Genomic DNA, 19,419 nt, shown 5'->3' with positions numbered 1-19,419 from the left:
ATTCACAAGTAGACAGATCGGTCTACTTTGAAAATTACAACTGTTTATGAGGTTGCTATGCTACTGCGCTCACTTAGTACTCACCCAATCCCAAAAGCCTTGGTCGCAGGGTTAGGGGCTTGTTTATGCATATCTTTGCTCGCACTGGGCGGAGAATTATCACCCGAGTATTTGGGCATCATGGCGCCGTTTGGTGCCACCATGGTGATCTTATTTGCTTTACCTAAGAGCCCTTTGGCACAGCCGCGTAATATTATCGGCGGTCACTTTCTGACAGCTTGCATTGGCGTGCTGATGTCACACTACATGGACAGCACTCCTTTAATGCTTGGCTTAGCCGTGGGACTTGGTGTCATGATCATGATGCTAACCAATACGCTTCACCCTCCAGCAGGCGCCAACCCATTACTTATAATGATGACAAGTGCATCATGGGAATTCATTTTCAATCCAGTTCTGATAGGCAGCCTTTTAATTGTTGTCATAGGCTTTTGCTTCCATCGCATTATCAGTAGAACCGAATACCCTAAATAAAAAGGATGACATCGCTACCACCTTGCTTCATCAAATCTGCGCCCTCATGGTGTGGAGATAATGAATTCAATGGAGGGGCGTATGTCGATCCCATTTTCAATTTTAGATCTGGCTCCGGTAGGCGAAGGGCAAACCGTTGCACAAGCGATTCAAAACAGTAAGGCGTTGGCTAAATCTGCTGATGCCTTAGGTTATCAACGTATTTGGTTGGCTGAACACCATGGTATGCGCGGTGTTGCCAGTGCTGCAACAGCAGTATTATTAGCCGCTATAGGCGAAGCCACTACACGTATTCGCATTGGTTCTGGTGGTGTTATGCTGCCAAATCATGCACCACTGGTGATAGCTGAACAGTTTGGAACTCTCGCTGAAATGTTCCCTGGTCGGGTCGATTTAGGTCTGGGTCGAGCGCCAGGAACGGACATGGCCACAGCTCGAGCCCTGCGTCGCAACTTAGGCGGGCCTGTGGATACCTACCCAGATGATGTCGAAGAGCTGCAGGGGTATTTTGCCGATGAGAATAAAGTTAAGCCCATCATTGCCATCCCCGGGAAAGGCACGAATATTCCCATTTGGTTGTTAGGTTCGAGCCTGTATTCGGCGCAACTTGCTGCCCATATGGGCTTGCCGTTTTCGTTTGCATCACACTTTGCACCCGATATGTTGCTTGAAGCGTTAAATATCTATCGCGCCAACTTCCGGCCTTCAGAACAATTAGATAAACCCTACGTCTCTGCTGGTGTGATGGCATCCGTAGCGGAAACAGATAAAGAGGCAAAGTACCACTTTACCTCAGCGCAGATTAAGTTTGCTCACTTGCGTCGTAACGCAAACCGACCTTTCCCAGAGCCTGTAGAGGACTTACAAAGTGCGGTGCTTGCGGCGGAAATGCCAATGATCAACCAAACACTGCGTTATGCGATGGTCGGTGCTCCAGAGACTGTCGAACAAAAACTGAACCAGTTTATTGAGCTAACAGGAGTAGACGAAATGATTTTCTCGTTCCCACTGCACGATCAAACGGCTCGCCTCAAAGCCGTTGAGCTGACAGCAGGGCTACCTCTCATGGCCAAACAGGCCTAGCTTGGCAGCCCTTCTCTAGACAATCATGGTGTCGCTGGTTTAGCCTCAGGCAATAGTACCTGTAGCGCCATAGTTAACGCGGGAAGAGATACCGAACCATGGTTCATGTAAGGCAACTCACGCAGCTCGCTATGAAGGCCTTGCTCAGTAAACCATTGCTGAGCAAGTTTCGCATCGGAGATCATAAAATCCATTTCTTCCCCACCAACAACCATCAGCAAAGATTTGTCTTTTAGATGTTCTGGCGACTGTTGTTCTAACATTGGTTTAAGGTACCCCTCATTCCACCAAAGCGAAGGACTGGCTGCGGCAAACGCCGCAAACGCATCGGGGCGAGTATGAAGGGTATAGAGAGTAAACAAACCGCCTAGCGAGTGCCCAAACAAGATCTGCTGCTGTTCATTGATGGCGTATTGCTGCGCTAACCATGGGCGTATTTGTTCGATTAAAAGCTCTTGTAAGTCATCTGCACCACCGTATTGGATGTCTTTAAAACGATCCATATGTTTCAGTGGTGCTTTTGGTGTCTCTGGCGTTGGTGGCGTTAAGTCGTACCAGCGTCGCTCTATGTCATATAAACCATCAATGGGATAGCCAACTGCAACGATGATCGCAGGTTGTTTGCCTCCGGCACGCTCGTGCGTCAATGTTTGGCTAACCATGGCAGCTGACGAAAAGAATGCATTACCATCCAGTAGATAGACAACAGGGTACCCCTCCTCAGGAGCTGGAGCATCCGGAACAGACACAAACACTCGATAAGGCGACACTTGGCCCTCGACCTGCCAATCGACGTAATAACTGTTTGGCAGCGTGTACGTCACAGGCTGAGGTTTTGAGATGTCTTGGGCATACGCTTGAATCATAACGCTTCCTATTAAGAGACCTAAAGTGCAGAGTAGCTTTTTTAATCCAATGGCTTGCATTATCGTCATTTTAATGGCCTCTAAAAATGAGAACAGTTCACTTCCCAGACGCTGAGCTTTTTATATAGAGACATATACGATTCGCATAGACGGTAGGAAGCAGACCGTAGAATAATGCATATATAATAATACAAATGAAAATAATTATCTTTTTATAATGGCGTTTTCTTATTATTCGTGCCAAATCCGTTAATCACTTGGCGATTACTTCGGGTAGGAATATTTGAAAATGGACACCTTCTTCTGCGGAAAGAGCTTTGATCGATCCATACAATTTCTTACAGACTAGGTTATAGGTGATCGACATGCCAAGCCCTGAACCGCCATTAGATCTATTTGTGGTGAAAAAGGGCTCGAATACACGCTTACGTACCTCTTCGTCCATTCCTAGGCCGTTATCCAAATAATCAATCACAACACCTTGCTCTGACTTAGTTATAAGAATACTAATTTCATTATTGCTATTCGTTGCAGGGAAACCGTGAATACAGCTATTACTGACTAAATTTGTCACTACTTGGTCAATTGCCCCAGAGTACGTAACAAGGGAAACGGCATCGTCAATATCGACAACTATTTTAATGCCTTTTGATTTATAGAGTGGATGTAAACTTGTCAGTAAAGCTTCAATTGAACGCTTTAGATTGACAGGCTCAACAACATTAGAAGTTTGGTCGACAGCAGTCTTCTTAAAATCCGCAACAAGCTTAGCCGCTCTCTCCATATTGGAATGAGCAATGCCGTAAGCCATGTCAAACTCTTCTAGAAATCTAATAAAGCTGCTTTCATCCAGACTCCCATTTTGATAGTCCTCTCTTAATCTATGTACTTCTTCGTTAATGTGGCTAAAAGAAGTCATTGCGACCCCTAGAGGAGTATTCACCTCATGTGCAACACCTGACACAAGCCCTCCGAGAGCAGCCATTTTCTCAGTTTCAACTAAGTGATCTTGCGTGCTGCGCAATTCTTGCAAGGCCTTTTGTAATTCCTTAGTACGCTCAGCCACTTTCTGCTCAAGCCGAGCATTCGCTTCGCGCAAAGCATGCTGCAGTTTATTTCGTTGGAATGACGCAATCGCCCTGCCATAAAGGTCTGCCAAAGCCCCAGAAAAAGAGGCTTCATCATCAGTCCATACACGCCCCCGAATAGTAGATTCTGAACAAACGATGCCAATCATTTTACCTGCATGCCTAATTGGGGTGTCTAATCTAGAGCCAATACCTAAGGGGATGATGTAGTTGTCCTTGAACTCACTAATAATCGTATTGTACTCAGCATCGTTTATCCGAATAGTTCTCTGTTCATCCAACGCAGCAAAGTACTTGGGATAGCTCTTGCGCGTTAATACCATATCTTCATCTTCGGTATTGTTATGCACGTCTATCAGTAACCGACATATAAGAGAGTCATGATCTTCATTCATCAACCATATTCCCGAGCGACTAACCGATAATCCCTCTACTAAGGTATCCAGTATAAGTCGCGCAGATCTCGCTAAATCACCCTCATCAATGTATTTCGACTGAGACACACTCAGTAATATACTTTCCAATACGTAATTCATATCAGAAACTTATTCATCTGGGTAAATGCTTCGGAGCGCCATGATCTGGTCAAAATGCTTGATCGCCAAATCACATATCTCGGGGTCAAAATGTTTTCCACGCTCCTCAATAAGTAGCTTTAAAATACGGTCATTCGACCACGGCTCTTTGTAAGAGCGACGCGCTGCTAGCGCATCGATAACATCAGCAATGGCCATCAACCGTCCCTCAATGGGAATATCTGCACCAGACAACCCTTGAGGATATCCGGAACCATCCCATTTTTCATGGTGGTGCAAAGCAATACTAGCGCCCACTTTGGCTAACGCTCGACTGGAGTGTTGTAGTAAATCGTGTCCCATCTTGGCGTGAGTTTGCATCGTTCGCCATTCATCTTGGTCAAGCTTAGCTGGTTTGTGAAGAATATGTTCAGGTATCGCTATTTTGCCTATATCATGCATAGGTGTTGCATGCTTAATCAAGTGAACAAAACTATCTTCTAGCCCTAAACGTTGTGCCAAAAACTCACAAATTAAAGAAACACGACGAACGTGACAACCTGTCTCTTTGCTGCGTTTTTCTATAGCTTCGCCTAATACAAACATCAACTCCTGCTGAGTTCTCTCGATCTCCTCTTTGGCCGTCAAACTGTCAAAGATGATGGACACCTTAGTGAGGAAAACGTTAAGTAATCGACGCGTTAAACCAGTGATGTTTGAGGGAATACTTACGCTGGTAATGCAGCAATCATTTTTTTCAGATAAGGTCGTGTAACAAAATAGTTTATCGCTAATAACAACATCTTCTTTGAGTTCAAGCGACTTCATGAAGTGCTCATGGGTACTACTACTGAAAAAGGAAGTATCGCCAATATTATCTACTTTAAAAGACAATCCATCACTCATGAGCTGGATAGTTTCCACATCTCCTAATGCATTGTGCATTTGATAAAACAAGCTGAACTCAACTCGTTCTTGTTGTAAAAGCTTTTTTACTTCACCAACAACGAGGTGGGCGTACTCTTCACTGCTGGAAGCCTGTAATACTCGAGTGGTAGAGCGCACTACTTCTTCAAGGCCTTTATGGCCCTTTTCAACTTCTTTAATGTCTCGGTACGAACGAATCGCGGAATAAATTATTGTTTTTAAACGAGTAGAGTTTAGCTCCGTTTTATTCTTGTAATCGTTTATATCATAATCACGAATGACATCCTCTTCTGGTGCTTGACCAGGTTGGCCAGTCCTCAGTACCAGACGCGTTGATGTATTCTTATGGCTCTCTCGAATCCATTTGACCAGTTCAAGGCCAGCGTGATCATCTTCCATGACCACATCAACTAAGGCAATTGCGATATCAGGATTGTTCTCGAAAAGCACTTTAGCTTCTTTAGCAGAGTTAGCTTTCAAAAACTTTAAAGGTCGATCATCAACAGAAACTCGCTTCAGAACCAGTTCTGAAACCTTAATTACATCCTCTTCATCGTCAATCAGAGCTACTTTCCAAGGTCGAGAAAGCTCATCTAACTTGGTTTCAATGGCCATATTTGTCGCTGGACAAGTAGGAGCTTTTTTTACAAACAAAGTGTTTTGCATAAGCTTCAAACCTTTAATAATTTTTTAAACTGAATAAATGATCGAACATCTAAGCAGATACCGTCAATTTAGAAAGTGATTAATTTCGTATCAAAAAGTTGCCAACTGTTGCAGTTGTGAAATCATTTTATTTATATACGATATTCGCATACCCAATTTTGCGTAGTGTAGACAGGCGCTTTTTCTGTTCCTCTCGTTGCGCCCGCTATCTGCCATGTTAAACATATTTGTCTTGATGGGTTCTCAGAGTTGATCTGAGAAACACCCTAGCCTGAAGAACTTCCCCATCAGCAGCTATTTAGGAGTACAATGCGCGCCATCTTTTCTGAATTAGTAGAACTCCAAAAATGGCTATCAAAGCAACGATTTACAAAGCCTCTGTGCAAGTGTCGGACATGGATCGACACCATTACCAAAGTTACGATTTAACCCTAGCGCTGCACCCTTCTGAAACCGAAGAACGCATGATGACACGCCTAGCTGCGTTTGCATTATTAGCCGATGAGAAAGAAGGCGATGAGCAGTTGTCGTTCACCAAAGGGTTGAGCACCGATGACGAGCCGGATCTATGGCAGAAGAATTTCTCAGATGAGATTTTGCTTTGGGTAGAGCTTGGTCAGCCGGATGAAAAGCGCCTGCGTAAAGCCTGCGGTCGCGCAAAAGATGTCGTGGTTGTGAACTACAACGATAAGTCAGATATCTGGTGGGAGCAGAACAAAGGCAAAACCAGCCGTTTTGATAATTTGCGTGTTCTTCAGCTCGCAGAATCTGAAATCCAAGCGCTGGAAGGGTTGTGTGCTCGTACCATGCAGTTAAACGTTACTATCCAAGACGGCGAGATGTGGATCTCAAGTGAACAAGGCGAGTGCGCGCTGCATCCTACTTGGCGCTAATCTTCTTTGGCTTGCGGTTGTTCAGGTTCAGGATTAAACCGTGCAGCCACATACTGACTGATAACGCCCAACACTTCGGTTTGAATGCCTTTCAATAGCGTTCGACGAGATTGAAGGGCGGCTTCACATTGTGTGGTTAATCCCAAGGCAAAGCTCACCAGTAAACCTTTAGTGCTCGAAATAGCTTCAAGGGTTTGCTTCTTCGCCAATGTACGATCTGCACCTGCTTTAGCTTGCTGGCGTTTACAGCGCATGTAGAGTTTTTCACGTTCTCGATACATGTCATTTAAACCAAACATCAGTCGTCCTCGTTGTCTGTTGGGATGATCGCATCTAACGTACGAGTTAAATCCATTCGCTTAAGAGTTTTGCGTATCAGTAACACTAAGCCAAAAGAACTGATAAGCGTGGCGACCAAAGCAGTGGCTAAAATCCCGATTAGAGACCAACCTGCATACCATGCTGCGGTGGCAAGCAACGCAATCAATAGAAGCCAGCTGGTGACCAATAAGAATACAACCCCACACATCAGAGCGATGAGCTGAGCCCCAGAAGCCATCCAGATCTTGGCTTCTAGTGCGCCAAGACCGAGGATGCTTTTGAGCCACTTTTTGTGACTCATGGTCAGCTGATCGGCGGTAACAGCCGCTTCCTTAGCGGGTGTTTCAGTAGTGTGATTGCGCTCATCAAGTGGCGTCATGCACTGGCTTCCGTGATCGAGTGTTGATTACTTACGCTTGCATAGAAGGCTTGCTGCAACGGCACCTGCAAGGAAAGCAAAGCCCACTGTCTTAAGTGGATTTTCTTTGGCATAAGCCCCCACTGCATTGCTGACTTTCTCAGATTGCTCACGAGCAGTGTCCGCTATCTGATGAGCTTGAGCACTGATTTGTTGCGCCATCGCCTCTACTTGCTCTTGGCCATTTTCAGCCGCCGCCGCGGCACCATCAACGCCTTTATGAGCTGTTTCTGCAGCTTTGTCTACGGCATCATGTGCTTTCGACTGAGTATTGTTTTTCGCTTGTGATCCATTCTTCGCTTGGGTAGTGCTGTTTGCTGTAGCCATGATCTTGTACCTCCTGTGCGTTAATTCAGTATTTAAGTTAGCGCCATCCCCAACACATTAAAAGGTTTGATCTCTAATCTTCCTTTTGTTTACAAGTTAGCAAAAAGCATCCAATAAAACTGACTCAAACCAAAGGAAGCGTCTAAAAACGTGCACTTGGCTCAAGTAACAACCACTGACTCTCTCGCTCTCCAGCGATGTCCGCCATTAGAATTTTGGCTGTGGTTGGACCTTGTGTAAAACCTTGATGACCGTGACCAAAATGGAACCACATACGATCATGTTTTGGTGCTTTACCCACAACTGGAAGCATATCTGGCATACACGGACGCGTGCCATACCATTGGTTCTCCTGCACTCGCTCTCCCATTTCGAGTAAGGATCTTAAGGCATTGACGCCTCGCTCAAGTTGCTCTGGATCGGCAGGGTCGTTTAAATCCACTAATGCTGCGCCCGTAGTCACACGAATTCCGCGACTCATCGGTGCAGCTAGCACCCCATTCGCCACATCTAAGAATGGACGATTGAGAGACATCGTCTCTTGATAGTGACCATGATATCCACGCTTATAAACCATCGGAATGCGGTAACCAAAGCACTTCAGTAATTCAGGACTCCAAGGACCAAGAGCAATCACAACCTGCTCAGCACCAACAATGCCCTGCTCCGTTTTCACCACCCAGCCTGTTGTCGTTTGTGTCAGACTGCTGGCATCACCATGTAATATGCGTCCCCCACGCTGCTCAAATAATGCGGCATAAGCTTGCGTCAGCCCACTTGGATCTTTACAGCTCCAGCTGTCTAACCAATGAATGGCTCCCGCTGGAGCCTGTTTCAAAGCAGGCTCCTCAGCTTGATAAGTCACTCCATCCACAATACGAGAACGTACGCTAAACTCTCGATCTAAGCGTTCAGCACGAGCTTTTTCTTTTTCAAAACTGGCTTCGTCTCGATACAACATGGACAACCCATTACGAATAATCAGCTCCTCTGAACCGGACGCTTCAATAAGTGGCGCATGATCAGCTGTCGCAAGCGCAGCAAGTTTTGCATAGGTAATGGATATTTTGCGGTGTTTATCCGTTGCTGAGTTCAAGAAGTAGCGCCACAGAGCAGGCGCCATCTTAAGTGTAGGTTCCAGCTTCCATAACACGTCATTAGTTTGGCCAATGGCATAGCGCCACAGCGTGCTGACATCTTGTGGTAAGGCATACGGTTCCACCGCTTCCGTTTGAATAATCCCCGCGTTACCAAAACTGGTTTCTAGACCTGGTTGAGTTCGATCAACCACCGTTACAGTATGCCCCGCCTCTTGCAGTACTAACGCTGAAGAAATACCAACCATTCCGGCGCCTAATACAATAAACTCTGCCATATGCTCCTCTTCAACATAATTAAAAAAGTACCTCAGGTGTCGCAAACAAAACATTCTTCGTCGTTTTATAGCTCAGCTCAATATCTATACACCTTATAGTAGAACGACATTCACGGAAAAGGGACAGAAGAATTATGCGAGTATCCGGTTTATTAGCATCTGCATTGATCGCATCAAACGCTTTATCTTTGTTCTGATGTGTGTCGCAGCACTGCTATTATGCATCTTCCCTGATATTGCCCTATGGCTACCAAGACATCTAAGTTAGCAAGTGCCGCTTGACAAGCACGACATAGCCGTAATTTTTTGTATGCCTTTTAAACAATTTTGATATATATCAATCTAACTATAAATTTTATCTATAGTCTTGGATGCCATACTCATCGAGCAGGTATCTATGGAAGCAACTCCTACTAATATTACATTTTCATCCTCAGTCATGAACTTGTTTCGTGATGCTGTCATTGTGACCAATGCGCAAGGATATATCTTGCATGTCAATCAAGCCTATCAAGACATTTCTGGTTATAAAGAAGATGAACTAATAGGTCAGCGCCCAGCTAAAATAAAGTCAGGTCATCATGGCGAAACATTTTATCAAGCGATGTGGCATGACCTAATTACACTTGGTCATTGGGAGGGAGAAATATGGGATCGCAGGAAAAACGCTGAGGTTTACCCCAAATGGCTGAAAATTCAGGCTATCCGAGATAACCAAGAGCAGATCACTCATTATATTGGTGTTTTTTATGAAACGAAGAGCGCTACACCTAGCCTCTATGAGCGACAGCGCTTGGCTAATATCGACCCCCTGACAGGCTTATTCAATAGAAGATGCTATCGCGATAAGTTACATTTGACCTGTCAATTAGTCCCTCAAAACGCTCAAATTATTCAGCTGTATTTAGATATCGACCGTTTCAAAGATATCAACGAGAATTTCGGTTTTGTGATCGGTGACGACTTGCTTACTTTGTTTGCAAACCAGTTACGAAACACTTGGCAGCGCATCAACGAACAATCTTCATACCCTATTCCCGGTGCCGAAGAAGCCCTCATCGCACGTTTTGGCGGTGATGAGTTTTTAATGGGATTTTGCTTTCTAAAATCTGACTTCGATTTGGATGCTTTAATTGTTCAAATTACCGAACTCTTCAATACCCCTTTCAAAATTCGCGGGCACAGCATTCAGATTCGCTTTAGTTTAGGAGTGGCACGATTGCCTTTTGATGCTAGCGGTCCTGACGAATTAATTGCCCACGCCGAGGCAGCAATGTACGTTGCCAAGAAAGCGGGAGGTGACCAAGCAACGATGTTCACCCAATCTATACACGAGCAGATAAAGCGTCGCAAAATGATAGAGCAAAGTATCATCCCCGCCATACAATCGGAGCAGTTTGAGCTCTATTATCAACCCAAAGTAGGCGGTCTCTCTAGAAAAGTATGCGGCTGTGAGGCTTTAATTCGCTGGAATCACCCTACACTTGGAAGGTTATCCCCAGCTGAATTTATTCCTATTGCAGAGGATACCGGAGCCATCCTACCTTTAGGGGACTGGATTTTTAAGCAGGCTTGTGAATATGCGAAACAGCTCAATGACTTAGGAATAAATAACTTACCAGTTGCGGTGAATATATCTGCCTCACAGTTAGCAGACCCTGGTTGGCTAGATCGACTATTACTTACGTTAAACTCTACACAATTACCAACCAACTTGATCGAGCTTGAGTTAACCGAAAGTCAATTACTGAAGGACATAGAGCATTCGACAGAACTGATCACCTATGTGCGCTCTCTTGGCATTAAAGTCGCCCTAGATGATTTCGGTACTGGTTATTCATCCCTGAGCTACCTACGTCATCTACCTCTAGATACCTTAAAGATTGATCGATCTTTTGTATCTCATCTTCACGATGATCGAGAAAACTATGATTTAGCCATCATCAAAGCAGTTAACACACTCGCAAAACAGTTAGGGATTTCATTAGTTGCTGAAGGTGTTGAACAACATGTTCAAGAGACGATCTTAACTCAAATAGGCTGTGATCAGCTACAAGGCTATCTTTATAGCGAGCCAGTCCCAGCTAAGGAGTTTTTAGCTCTATGTCTACGTAGCTTAACCAATAGAAATAAATAAATTATCGCAGCGATGAAACTTTTCTAAATAAGCACCGTGTATACAAGTACTAACGACGTGTTAGTACCCAACACGAATCAGGTATTTACAGGAAGGTTATTATGAAAGCGACAAAACTTAACGCACTCAAAGCTCTTTCTCTAGGAATGGTCCTTGCGGGAACGGTTACCACTGCTAACGCTGCACATCACGGATTGGCGGTCAAAGGTATGGATCAAGATGTCTCTCATGGTTATGTTACAGCCAGCACAATCAAGTCTGAAGCAAATGGATGGCTAGTAGTGCACCGCACCGATAGCAATATGAAACCTGGTCCGGTGGTTGGCTACGCCCCCGTTATTAAAGGCAAGAACAGTAATGTCAGTGCTATTTTGCAAGAACCAGTAAAAAGCGGTGAAATGCTGATGCTGATGTTACACGGTGAAAATGGGGGCATGAAGACAGGTGTCTTTGAATACACTCTAGGAGCCAAAGAGGATGGTCCAATCAAAGTAGATGGCAAACTGGTCATGGATGTTATTACCGCTAAATAACCTTTTTGATCGTAAAGGTGGGTTTCCCCGCCCACCTTTTTCAGTCTAAACTTAGTAAGGAGCTTACCGGCTCTCTAATAAAAATAATCATACGTTGTGCATGATCTGCCAACGAGGAGAAATTACTATGTTGACGACTAAATCAGCTCAAGAGGCTTTTCGTCTTGAAGTAGGTCAATTACCTCAAGCAAGTGTAAACCATCTCGCCCCCTCTTTTGACAACTTACCAGACAACCCATACGCCGATGGTTCTTACCGATTACGCCGTTACTCGCGGTTTACTTTTAGCAACGACTCACTCAAACGTCTTCCAAGCAAAGCATTCGTACAAGACGAAAGTATTAATCACTTTCAAGGAAATGTTCAGCGAACCTACCCAGAAATAGAAAACGAAACAGTATCTGATCCAGCTTTTCTGGAGTTATTCGAGCATTTCCAAAAGATGACTGATATTGCGGACGGCAGCACAATAGAGGTTCATCAAATGCGTATCTTTGCTGATCATAACCCTGTTGAAGTTGCGCCAGAAGGCATTCACCAGGATGGTTTTGATCGCATTGGCATCTATGTGATTCAACGCCACAACATCACTGGCGGTGAAGTAAGTGTCCATACAATGGAAACCAGCCCAGCCATGATGAAGCATCCTCTTAATAATGGTGAATTTGTTGTCTTAAATGATCGCCGTTTTTTCCACTATGCAGCGCCTATTGAGCCAATTAACGGTGAGCTTGGATATATGGATGCGTTTGTTCTGACGGCAAACTTTATTCATTAATCTATTACATTAGATAGACCAGCCTTTACCTTATTACGGGTCAAGGCTGGCCTCTAGATAAAATGCGTTACTCGGGGCGCTACTGCTTTATTACCCATTCCTTTATCTGTTGGCGTTGCTCTTCATTGCCTTGCAAGTAAAGTAGCTGGATTGATTTTAATAGTTCATTCTTAGTTGGATCTTCCACCTTGCTTTGAACAAACTCATTTTCTTGCGCTTTATTATATTGATCTAACAATGACTGGATTGCTTCTTTCGGAACGTCTTCTTCCGATAAGGGCTGGTATTTGATCGTTTTAATCGCGCCTTTATTAAATTGCACCCGCCACATATTACGATTTTCAAAATAGAGCTCGGCTTGGCTTTTGGTAAACAAATCTGGTGCTAAGATCTGCACCTCATCACTGGCCAAGGTGGAAAACGTCATCAGATAAGGCAGTGTTTTAAATTCCACTTCACCGCTACCATCACGTAGGCGGCTCTTATAACGAAACACCAATTGATGATCGCCAGACTTTAAATCCCTAGGAGTCGTATTCAGAGACTTTAAAACTTTCCCATCAACAGCCAATAGCTCAATCGCCTTATCTACATGAAGCGAACCTGCATGCAGTAGGAACGAAGAACACAGCAAACTGGCACTCACCAGCCACTTTAATCGTTTCATTTTTTGCTTCTCCTTCGAATCCGTAACCAATCGTAGACACTACCATTGGTTAATGTATAATCAGCGCCCTTGTTTGACCACATGGTTGAATAATCCCCTGAAGCATTTGGGTTCCCTCACCCCAAACCAACTAAAAAGGTAACGCTATGAGTTCGTTTACTCCTGCGCAAAAAGGTAAGGCTTTGCGCTATTTAATCGCTTTCCATCTTTTGATCATCGCATCAAGTAACTACTTAGTACAAATCCCATTCACCCTCTTCGGTTTTCATACCACATGGGGTGCATTTACTTTTCCATTTATTTTCTTAGCAACGGACCTAACCGTTAGAATTTTCGGTGCGCCCCTTGCGCGCAAGATCATATTCTTGGTGATGATTCCTTCTTTAATCGCTTCATACGCTTTGTCCGTATTGTTTTATGAAGGTGTCTTTCAAGACTTTGGCGCATTGTCGGACTTCAACCTGTTTGTCGCGCGTATCGCTGCTGCAAGTTTAATGGCTTATGTTCTAGGGCAGATATTAGATGTACATGTGTTTAACCGTCTAAGACAGCTGCGTAGCTGGTGGATAGCCCCTGCGGCTTCCACAGTTATCGGCAATGGCTTGGATACTCTAGCATTCTTTGGTATCGCCTTTTATCAGAGCCCAGATCCATTTATGGCGTCACACTGGCAAGAAATTGCTTTAGCTGACTATGGCTTCAAGCTAATCATAAGTTTAGGTCTATTCATCCCTATGTATGGTGTTTTACTGGCTTTTTTAGTTAAAAAAATCACCGCGACTAAAACCGATTTTAAACTCGCAAACGTATAGCTTATACGCAAAAGCCGCGGCAATTACCGCGGCTTTTTTGTAGCCATTACTATATTGAGAGTTAAACGATGAGTGAAGCTAAACTTTTAGACGATGCTGCCATTTCAAGAATCATTGAAATGGCATGGGAAGATAGAACCCCATTCGAAGCCATTGAAGAGTTGTATGGTCTAAATGAGTCAGACGTCATTCGGCTTATGCGTTCACACTTAAAACTTTCAAGCTTCAAGAACTGGCGGGCTCGAGTCTCGGGACGTACGACCAAGCATAAAGCACTTCGTTCCGTAGATATTCTTCGCGGCTATGCTCCTGCTCAGTACAAACCAAACCATGGACTAAAGCGTCGTTAAGCCCCATAACGCAATGTTGGCTTAAGAGCGAATTTACCGTCGCCTGCTAATGCAAACACTGTTAGAGCCAATGCCCAGAATGCAGGAAATTCCCAGCCGCCATTTGGATTATTGAAGTAGAACCCCGCAGCACCGTGAACCATTACAATGGAGCCAAGTAGAATTGGAATTAAGGTAATGGCAAAGAAACGCGCGTAGACACCAAGAATTAGCGCAATACCACCAATTAGTTCCCAGCCCATACCAAGGTATGCAGAAAAGCCCGGTAGGCCCAGTGATTCGAAGAATTGCGCTGTGCCTGCTGGAGTAAAGACAAAGAACTTCAAACCAAAGTGCATTAGAAATAAACCACCTAAAGCTAGGCGTAGTAACAGTAGAGCATATGGGGCAGTGCGTTGGTCAAGCATATTAGGATACCGTTATCAGTTAATCATTGAATGTAGATTAACTGATAACGGTATGAATTAAATCACCCTAAAATGCACTTAATTATTTCTCAAAGTGAAACAATTCATAATGAAGTAAAGAGGTCTTACAATAGTGGTGACTGCCTTGCTATTACGCAATAAATATCATGATACTGTGTAAAGGTAGCCAAATAGCTTGCTGAAATACATCAACTCATACAAAGTTATTAGTAGTTACCACTACTAATGAGGATTTAACGATATGGATTTAATACGTATCTTATTTGCTATCTTACTGCCACCACTTGGCGTGTTCTTACAGGTAGGTATAGGTGGTGCCTTTTGGCTTAACATATTATTAACTCTGTTAGGCTACATTCCTGGTATCGTTCACGCAGTCTGGGTCATCGCCCGCCGCTGAATGCGCTTTTCAAATCATTTAGGTTTCCTTTGCCCAACTCTCCATGTTGGGCTTTTTTATGTTAATAAGTATATTAGTTATCAACATAGAAAAACGTTCTAGCAAGAATCCAGCAACAACAGTTTTATGTGGATAAGCAATTAGACCTCATATAACCTCAAGGGTCAGCCCCCTGTACCTCCATCAATTTCTCGACATACCGTCCCCAGAAGTGTGTCTAGTAAAGGACGTTGTATTAGGCGCCTCTCTCTCATTAAATGTTTTTGTTTCGACCAAAAAACAAACCATTTAACAAAAGAGAGACTATGGACACTTTAAAACTAAACACTCAACAGATACAAGCCGCCGTTGATCAGCTAACTTTGCAGCCTGACGGTATCAATAAATTACTCGAGATGGCGATCAACAGCCTGATGAAGGCCGAGCGAGCAGCTTATCTTGAGGCTGCTGTACAAGGCAATAAAGCAAATGGCTATCGCAACGTGAATGGCTTTGGTATCGGAGAGGCTTTATCACTGCAAATCCCAAGGGATCGATTAGGGCACTTCAAGCCGACACTACTCAATATTATGAGGAATCAATCGGACACGCTGAATGAGTTGTGTTTTGAGCTGTATGCTAAGGGCTTAACAACGCGTGATATCGAATCCATTACACATACTATCTACGGTCAGCATCTGTCAAAAAGCCAGATCTCTCGTATTACTGTTAGCTTGTCCGATGCAATGCGAGAGTTTAGAGAACGGCCACTAAACAGCTATTATCCCATCGTATATCTTGATGCCACGTTTGTGAAAACCAAACGAGAAAGAGTCTCCAGTGAGGCGTATTACATAGCGTTAGCGGTTTTACCTGATATGACTCGAGAAGTGATTGGTATCTATAATGCACCAACAGAGTCATCAAGTTTTTGGGATGAGATTTGCCAAGATCTTAAAGACAGGGGAATGCAGCAAACAGACTTATTCGTCATCGATAACCTTACCGAACTCGATAGCACATTAGAAAAGCACTTTGATGCTTCAATTCAAAAGTGTGTGCTACATCTCAAGCGATCCATACTGAACAAGGTCAAAAAGCAGCATCGCCTAGCCGTCGTCAGTGACTTGAATGAGATTTTTCAAATTGAAAATCGGGAGGATACAAAAGAACAGTTGCTAGACAGAGCACAACAAGTGGCCCAACGGTGGCAGCGCTACTACCCTCATATGAAAAGGCTAGCTGATCCATATTGGCTCTCATATTACTCAACTTATCTAAGCTTCGAGTATGATATCCGAAATATGATTTACACCACCAACTGGATTGAGCGACTGAACAAAGCCTTCAAAAGAACATTGAAAATTAGAAACTCGATGCCTAATGTTGAATCAGTGTTAACTCTTTTAAGCAAGGTTGCGATTGATATGAATAGCAGTACTTATCGTCACCCAGTGAGTCGATTCCAAAAGAGCAATTTATTTAAATAAGAGATAAATAAAGATGTTTGATGAGAGCAGAGACACACTCAATGGGACGGTACCTTTCTCGATCAGATGACTCGTACGACCCGATTCGATCGGGGATAGAACCCCAGGGGAGATCAAGGCGAGGGATTTTCTTCAGACGTAAAAAAACCCTGACAGCTGAGCTATCAGGGCTTCTTAAATTAAAAGCTTGACGACGACCTACTCTCACATGGGATCTCCCACACTACCATCGGCGATGGCGCTTTTCACTTCTGAGTTCGGGATGGGATCAGGTGGTTCAACGCCTCTATGATCGTCAAGCAAACGGGTTTGCGTTCGTTCTGATTCTGTTGATCAAAACACGCAAGTTCGTAAACTTGATATCTTTAACAATTAGACTTTGAAGTAGTCGATAACCAAGGTCAAACCGTTGGTTTGTATCGTAAATCTTTGTAGTGCACGACCTCCATGGATGGAGGAAGTACTCGAGATTGTCTGGAACAATCTCAGCAAAACCACTTTGGTGTTATATGGTCAAGCCTCACGAGCAATTAGTATTGGTTAGCTCAACGCCTCACAACGCTTACACACCCAACCTATCAACGTCCTAGTCTCGAACGGCTCTTTAGGGAACTCTAAGTTCCAGTGAGATCTTATCTTGAAGGAGGCTTCCCGCTTAGATGCTTTCAGCGGTTATCCCGTCCGAACGTAGCTACCCGGCAATGCCACTGGCGTGACAACCGGAACACCAGAGGTTCGTTCACTCCGGTCCTCTCGTACTAGGAGCAACTCTTCTCAAATCTCAAACGTCCACGGCAGATAGGGACCGAACTGTCTCACGACGTTCTAAACCCAGCTCGCGTACCACTTTAAATGGCGAACAGCCATACCCTTGGGACCGGCTTCAGCCCCAGGATGTGATGAGCCGACATCGAGGTGCCAAACACCGCCGTCGATGTGAACTCTTGGGCGGTATCAGCCTGTTATCCCCGGAGTACCTTTTATCCGTTGAGCGATGGCCCTTCCATACAGAACCACCGGATCACTAAGACCTACTTTCGTACCTGCTCGACGTGTCTGTCTCGCAGTTAAGCGCGCTTTTGCCTTTACACTCTTTGCATGATTTCCGACCATGCTGAGCGCACCTTCGTGCTCCTCCGTTACTCTTTGGGAGGAGACCGCCCCAGTCAAACTACCCACCACACAGTGTCCTCGATCCCGATTAGGGACCTGAGTTAGAACCTCAAACATACCAGGGTGGTATTTCAAGATTGGCTCCATGCAAACTGGCGTCTGCACTTCAAAGCCTCCCACCTATCCTACACAAGTAGGTTCAAAGTTCACTGTGAAGCTATAGTAAAGGTTCACGGGGTCTTTCCGTCTAGCCGCGGATACACAGCATCTTCACTGCGATTTCAATTTCACTGAGTCTCGGGTGGAGACAGTGTGGCCATCGTTACGCCATTCGTGCAGGTCGGAACTTACCCGACAAGGAATTTCGCTACCTTAGGACCGTTATAGTTACGGCCGCCGTTTACTTGGGCTTCGATCAAGAGCTTCGCTTACGCTAACCCCATCAATTAACCTTCAAGCACCGGGCAGGCGTCACACCCTATACGTCCACTTTCGTGTTTGCAGAGTGCTGTGTTTTTAATAAACAGTCGCAGCCACCTGGTATCTTCGACCGGTCAGAGCTTACGGAGCAAGTCCTTCACCCTAACCGGCGCACCTTCTCCCGAAGTTACGGTGCCATTTTGCCTAGTTCCTTCACCCGAGTTCTCTCAAGCGCCTTGGTATTCTCTACCTGACCACCTGTGTCGGTTTGGGGTACGGTCAATGTATATCTGAAGCTTAGAAGTTTTTCCTGGAAGCATGGCATCAACCACTTCGTCCAAAAGAGGACTCGTCATCAGTTCTCGGCCTTAAGTACCCGGATTTGCCTAAGTACTCAGCCTACCGCCTTAAACACGGACAACCATCGCCGTGCTGGCCTAGCCTTCTCCGTCTCTCCATCGCAATATACATCGGTACGGGAATATTAACCCGTTTCCCATCGACTACGCTTTTCAGCCTCGCCTTAGGGGCCGACTCACCCTGCCCTGATTAGCATGGGACAGGAACCCTTGGTCTTCCGGCGAGGGAGGTTTTCACTCCCTTTATCGTTACTCATGTCAACATTCGCACTTCTGATACCTCCAGCCTGCCTTACAGCTTGACCTTCAACGGCTTACAGAACGCTCCTCTACCGCTTACACATACGTGTAAACCCGTAGCTTCGGTGTACAGTTTGAGCCCCGTTATATCTTCCGCGCAGGCCGACTCGACTAGTGAGCTATTACGCTTTCTTTAAAGGATGGCTGCTTCTAAGCCAACCTCCTAGCTGTCTAAGCCTTCCCACATCGTTTCCCACTTAACTGTAACTTTGGGACCTTAGCTGACGGTCTGGGTTGTTTCCCTTTTCACGACGGACGTTAGCACCCGCCGTGTGTCTCCCGCGCTCATACTCATTGGTATTCGGAGTTTGCATGGGGTTGGTAAGTCGGGATGACCCCCTAGCCCAAACAGTGCTCTACCCCCAATGGCAATACGCGAGGCGCTACCTAAATAGCTTTCGAGGAGAACCAGCTATCTCCGAGCTTGATTAGCCTTTCACTCCTATCCACAAGTCATCCCCGGACTTTTCAACGTACGTGGGTTCGGTCCTCCAGTTAGTGTTACCCAACCTTCAACCTGCTCATGGATAGATCGCCCGGTTTCGGGTCTAATCCTAGCAACTGAACGCCCTATTAAGACTCGGTTTTCCTACGCCTCCCCTAAATGGTTAAGCTTGCTACTAAAATTAAGTCGTTGACC

19 protein-coding genes and 2 rRNA genes (1 of these 21 cut by a window edge) are annotated in these 19,419 nt (G+C 44.9%); 10 read left to right on the top strand and 11 right to left on the bottom strand.

All coding sequences use genetic code 11. The features are described from left to right. Positions 1-57 precede the first annotated feature (57 nt). A complete protein-coding gene (locus ACXAC1_RS08840; protein WP_475060948.1) occupies positions 58-534 on the top strand; it encodes an HPP family protein in 477 nt (158 codons plus the stop codon). An 81-nt stretch (positions 535-615) separates the two neighbouring features. After that, positions 616-1,617, top strand: coding sequence for an LLM class flavin-dependent oxidoreductase (locus tag ACXAC1_RS08835; protein WP_475060945.1), 1,002 nt, complete (start codon positions 616-618; stop codon positions 1,615-1,617). A gap of 23 nt (positions 1,618-1,640) precedes the next feature. Here ACXAC1_RS08835 and ACXAC1_RS08830 read toward each other — a convergent pair whose 3' ends face one another. From ACXAC1_RS08830 to ACXAC1_RS08820, 3 genes are all read right to left on the bottom strand, one after another. After that, complete coding sequence (locus ACXAC1_RS08830; RefSeq protein ID WP_475060942.1) at positions 1,641-2,483, bottom strand: alpha/beta hydrolase; 843 nt, start codon at positions 2,481-2,483, stop codon at positions 1,641-1,643. 253 nt (positions 2,484-2,736) lie between these two features. Continuing rightward, positions 2,737-4,107, bottom strand: coding sequence for a sensor histidine kinase (locus tag ACXAC1_RS08825; RefSeq protein WP_475060939.1), 1,371 nt, complete (start codon positions 4,105-4,107; stop codon positions 2,737-2,739). A gap of 9 nt (positions 4,108-4,116) precedes the next feature. Beyond that, positions 4,117-5,679 carry an HD domain-containing phosphohydrolase gene (locus ACXAC1_RS08820; RefSeq protein WP_475060937.1) on the bottom strand — a complete coding sequence of 521 codons (1,563 nt, stop codon included), beginning with the start codon at positions 5,677-5,679 and terminating at the stop codon, positions 4,117-4,119. Between the two features lie 347 nt (positions 5,680-6,026). Here ACXAC1_RS08820 and ACXAC1_RS08815 point away from each other — a divergent pair, with 347 nt between their 5' ends. Further along, positions 6,027-6,572: a YaeQ family protein gene (locus ACXAC1_RS08815; protein ID WP_475060934.1), complete on the top strand. Its 546-nt coding sequence runs from the start codon at positions 6,027-6,029 to the stop codon at positions 6,570-6,572. Here the strand turns inward: ACXAC1_RS08815 and ACXAC1_RS08810 are convergent. The 4 genes from ACXAC1_RS08810 to ACXAC1_RS08795 form a co-directional block, all read right to left on the bottom strand. Further along, positions 6,569-6,871 carry a hypothetical protein gene (locus tag ACXAC1_RS08810; RefSeq protein ID WP_475060932.1) on the bottom strand — a complete coding sequence of 101 codons (303 nt, stop codon included), beginning with the start codon at positions 6,869-6,871 and terminating at the stop codon, positions 6,569-6,571. The two genes, ACXAC1_RS08815 and ACXAC1_RS08810, sit on opposite strands and share 4 nt — an antisense overlap. Continuing rightward, complete coding sequence (locus ACXAC1_RS08805) at positions 6,871-7,272, bottom strand: hypothetical protein (protein ID WP_475060930.1); 402 nt, start codon at positions 7,270-7,272, stop codon at positions 6,871-6,873. Before ACXAC1_RS08805 ends, ACXAC1_RS08810 begins: the two co-directional genes overlap by 1 nt. A gap of 27 nt (positions 7,273-7,299) precedes the next feature. Further along, complete coding sequence (locus tag ACXAC1_RS08800) at positions 7,300-7,638, bottom strand: hypothetical protein (RefSeq protein WP_475060927.1); 339 nt, start codon at positions 7,636-7,638, stop codon at positions 7,300-7,302. Between the two features lie 142 nt (positions 7,639-7,780). Beyond that, the gene (locus ACXAC1_RS08795) at positions 7,781-9,013 is read right to left on the bottom strand and encodes an NAD(P)/FAD-dependent oxidoreductase (RefSeq protein WP_475060924.1); all 1,233 of its coding nucleotides are present in this window, start codon (positions 9,011-9,013) and stop codon (positions 7,781-7,783) included. A 397-nt stretch (positions 9,014-9,410) separates the two neighbouring features. Here ACXAC1_RS08795 and ACXAC1_RS08790 point away from each other — a divergent pair, with 397 nt between their 5' ends. The 3 genes from ACXAC1_RS08790 (at position 9,411) to ACXAC1_RS08780 (ending at position 12,461) form a co-directional block, all read left to right on the top strand. Beyond that, positions 9,411-11,150, top strand: a complete 1,740-nt coding sequence (locus tag ACXAC1_RS08790) for a putative bifunctional diguanylate cyclase/phosphodiesterase (protein ID WP_475060922.1) — start codon at positions 9,411-9,413, stop codon at positions 11,148-11,150. Between the two features lie 101 nt (positions 11,151-11,251). Next, positions 11,252-11,683, top strand: coding sequence for a DUF7282 domain-containing protein (locus ACXAC1_RS08785; RefSeq protein WP_475060918.1), 432 nt, complete (start codon positions 11,252-11,254; stop codon positions 11,681-11,683). A 127-nt stretch (positions 11,684-11,810) separates the two neighbouring features. After that, positions 11,811-12,461 (top strand): 2OG-Fe dioxygenase family protein, encoded by a 651-nt coding sequence (locus ACXAC1_RS08780; RefSeq protein WP_475060915.1) that lies wholly within the window; start codon positions 11,811-11,813, stop codon positions 12,459-12,461. Positions 12,462-12,540: 79 nt separating this feature from the next. On the opposite strand, the gene ACXAC1_RS08775 is transcribed toward ACXAC1_RS08780, so the two are convergent. Next, the gene (locus ACXAC1_RS08775; protein WP_475060913.1) at positions 12,541-13,128 is read right to left on the bottom strand and encodes a DUF2057 family protein; all 588 of its coding nucleotides are present in this window, start codon (positions 13,126-13,128) and stop codon (positions 12,541-12,543) included. Between the two features lie 146 nt (positions 13,129-13,274). Between ACXAC1_RS08775 and ACXAC1_RS08770 the strand changes: the two genes are divergently transcribed. Together ACXAC1_RS08770 and ACXAC1_RS08765 are read left to right on the top strand one after the other, a co-directional pair. After that, positions 13,275-13,940 (top strand): 7-cyano-7-deazaguanine/7-aminomethyl-7-deazaguanine transporter, encoded by a 666-nt coding sequence (locus ACXAC1_RS08770; protein WP_475060910.1) that lies wholly within the window; start codon positions 13,275-13,277, stop codon positions 13,938-13,940. Positions 13,941-14,008: 68 nt separating this feature from the next. Next, positions 14,009-14,290, top strand: coding sequence for a TIGR03643 family protein (locus ACXAC1_RS08765; RefSeq protein WP_475060908.1), 282 nt, complete (start codon positions 14,009-14,011; stop codon positions 14,288-14,290). Here ACXAC1_RS08765 and ACXAC1_RS08760 read toward each other — a convergent pair. Further along, positions 14,287-14,697, bottom strand: coding sequence for a DoxX family protein (locus tag ACXAC1_RS08760; RefSeq protein WP_475060906.1), 411 nt, complete (start codon positions 14,695-14,697; stop codon positions 14,287-14,289). The two genes, ACXAC1_RS08765 and ACXAC1_RS08760, sit on opposite strands and share 4 nt — an antisense overlap. Before the next feature lie 262 nt (positions 14,698-14,959). On the opposite strand from ACXAC1_RS08760, the gene ACXAC1_RS08755 reads away from it, so the two are divergent. After that, positions 14,960-15,118, top strand: a complete 159-nt coding sequence (locus ACXAC1_RS08755) for a YqaE/Pmp3 family membrane protein (protein ID WP_072242132.1) — start codon at positions 14,960-14,962, stop codon at positions 15,116-15,118. Positions 15,119-15,423: 305 nt separating this feature from the next. After that, positions 15,424-16,587, top strand: coding sequence for an IS256 family transposase (locus ACXAC1_RS08750; RefSeq protein WP_475058256.1), 1,164 nt, complete (start codon positions 15,424-15,426; stop codon positions 16,585-16,587). A 185-nt stretch (positions 16,588-16,772) separates the two neighbouring features. Here ACXAC1_RS08750 and rrf read toward each other — a convergent pair. Then, positions 16,773-16,887, bottom strand: a 5S ribosomal RNA gene (gene rrf, locus ACXAC1_RS08745). Between the two features lie 209 nt (positions 16,888-17,096). After that, a 23S ribosomal RNA gene (locus ACXAC1_RS08740) occupies positions 17,097-19,419 on the bottom strand; it runs 564 nt beyond the window's last position.

The organism is Marinomonas sp. AWM4_232 (genome assembly GCF_056158325.1).
This window is presented reverse-complemented; position numbering and strand designations above follow the sequence as displayed.

What these genes read in the sequence shown, in the direction of transcription:
- ACXAC1_RS08840 (WP_475060948.1), top strand. Translation starts at nt 58, where the DNA reads ATGCTACTGCGCTCACTTAGTACTCACCCAATCCCAAAAGCCTTGGTC.
- ACXAC1_RS08835 (WP_475060945.1), top strand. Translation starts at nt 616, where the DNA reads ATGTCGATCCCATTTTCAATTTTAGATCTGGCTCCGGTAGGCGAAGGG.
- ACXAC1_RS08830 (WP_475060942.1), bottom strand. Translation starts at nt 2,483, where the DNA reads ATGATTCAAGCGTATGCCCAAGACATCTCAAAACCTCAGCCTGTGACG.
- ACXAC1_RS08825 (WP_475060939.1), bottom strand. Translation starts at nt 4,107, where the DNA reads ATGAATTACGTATTGGAAAGTATATTACTGAGTGTGTCTCAGTCGAAA.
- ACXAC1_RS08820 (WP_475060937.1), bottom strand. Translation starts at nt 5,679, where the DNA reads ATGCAAAACACTTTGTTTGTAAAAAAAGCTCCTACTTGTCCAGCGACA.
- ACXAC1_RS08815 (WP_475060934.1), top strand. Translation starts at nt 6,027, where the DNA reads ATGGCTATCAAAGCAACGATTTACAAAGCCTCTGTGCAAGTGTCGGAC.
- ACXAC1_RS08810 (WP_475060932.1), bottom strand. Translation starts at nt 6,871, where the DNA reads ATGTTTGGTTTAAATGACATGTATCGAGAACGTGAAAAACTCTACATG.
- ACXAC1_RS08805 (WP_475060930.1), bottom strand. Translation starts at nt 7,272, where the DNA reads ATGACGCCACTTGATGAGCGCAATCACACTACTGAAACACCCGCTAAG.
- ACXAC1_RS08800 (WP_475060927.1), bottom strand. Translation starts at nt 7,638, where the DNA reads ATGGCTACAGCAAACAGCACTACCCAAGCGAAGAATGGATCACAAGCG.
- ACXAC1_RS08795 (WP_475060924.1), bottom strand. Translation starts at nt 9,013, where the DNA reads ATGGCAGAGTTTATTGTATTAGGCGCCGGAATGGTTGGTATTTCTTCA.
- ACXAC1_RS08790 (WP_475060922.1), top strand. Translation starts at nt 9,411, where the DNA reads ATGGAAGCAACTCCTACTAATATTACATTTTCATCCTCAGTCATGAAC.
- ACXAC1_RS08785 (WP_475060918.1), top strand. Translation starts at nt 11,252, where the DNA reads ATGAAAGCGACAAAACTTAACGCACTCAAAGCTCTTTCTCTAGGAATG.
- ACXAC1_RS08780 (WP_475060915.1), top strand. Translation starts at nt 11,811, where the DNA reads ATGTTGACGACTAAATCAGCTCAAGAGGCTTTTCGTCTTGAAGTAGGT.
- ACXAC1_RS08775 (WP_475060913.1), bottom strand. Translation starts at nt 13,128, where the DNA reads ATGAAACGATTAAAGTGGCTGGTGAGTGCCAGTTTGCTGTGTTCTTCG.
- ACXAC1_RS08770 (WP_475060910.1), top strand. Translation starts at nt 13,275, where the DNA reads ATGAGTTCGTTTACTCCTGCGCAAAAAGGTAAGGCTTTGCGCTATTTA.
- ACXAC1_RS08765 (WP_475060908.1), top strand. Translation starts at nt 14,009, where the DNA reads ATGAGTGAAGCTAAACTTTTAGACGATGCTGCCATTTCAAGAATCATT.
- ACXAC1_RS08760 (WP_475060906.1), bottom strand. Translation starts at nt 14,697, where the DNA reads ATGCTTGACCAACGCACTGCCCCATATGCTCTACTGTTACTACGCCTA.
- ACXAC1_RS08755 (WP_072242132.1), top strand. Translation starts at nt 14,960, where the DNA reads ATGGATTTAATACGTATCTTATTTGCTATCTTACTGCCACCACTTGGC.
- ACXAC1_RS08750 (WP_475058256.1), top strand. Translation starts at nt 15,424, where the DNA reads ATGGACACTTTAAAACTAAACACTCAACAGATACAAGCCGCCGTTGAT.